Consider the following 896-nt stretch of genomic DNA (forward strand, 5'->3'; position numbering starts at 1 on the left):
CAAACAAGGGAAAAGAGGCAGGAGAAAAGGAAACCTCTGAGAGACAGAAAATCAAAGGGACAACTTGACCCTTTGATTGGTGATGAAGGGCATTTAGAGGAATAGGGACAACTTGTCCCAATTGCTAAAACGAGAAATAGGATCAAGTTGATCCAATTGCATGAGTACACAATAAGGTATTGTTTACCCAATTCCTTAAAGGAGTAATGATGAAAACATTGCACAATTGCATACTGAAAAGGAATTCTGTCAAGTTGACCGAATTGCTTAAACGCTTCTCTTTTTAATAATGTACTTGAATAATGTGTTTGGGGTACGGAAAAACTATCAATCAATTTAAGATAAAAGAGGTGAACACATCTTATATACGCTGCTTCTCAAATAATACGATTCCAACTCAATGATTGATCATCAAAAATTGCGATTTTGAGCAGAAAAAAAAGAGGCTTTAAATACCCTTTAGATAAGGTCTTTGAAGACCCTTTGAGAACCCCTTAAAAACTCTTTGAAAAAAATAAATTGGTACAAAACCTAGTGGCAAATTATACAAAACCCGCTGACAAGCTACATCAGTAAAAACAATAGGTTACATATAACAAAGAAGAGTATGGTGCCCAGACGCGGCAAGCAGGGGCTTAGCAACAAGATTCAAAGTATATAAAGATGTGTAAGGGCGTATTGATGTCTATAGCTTTTTATGATTCAATAAAAAAAGTAAGTATTAAAGAAAAAATCTCAAATCAGAAAATAAAGGTGGTCTAAAAGGTGGACCAAAAAAGGTGGACGAGCAATGCTTGAAAAGGTGGACGAGAGGGGACGTTAAGTGAGGGCGATTCATCGGTTATCAGCATCATTCGTAAAGACGTCTCCGCAGGGTAAATATTGTGACGGGGCAG

Annotated in this window: 1 pseudogene; it reads left to right on the forward strand. The window is 36.9% G+C overall.

What is annotated here, in order from left to right:
* Nucleotides 1-823: 823 nt before the first annotated feature.
* Nucleotides 824-896 (forward strand): annotated as a pseudogene (locus ACFINO_RS10055) (DUF4102 domain-containing protein); the annotation flags it as partial.

Origin of the sequence: Bartonella sp. AA83SXKL (assembly GCF_042196965.1) — a bacterium.
In the GTDB taxonomy this organism is placed as follows: Bacteria; Pseudomonadota; Alphaproteobacteria; order Rhizobiales; family Rhizobiaceae; genus Bartonella.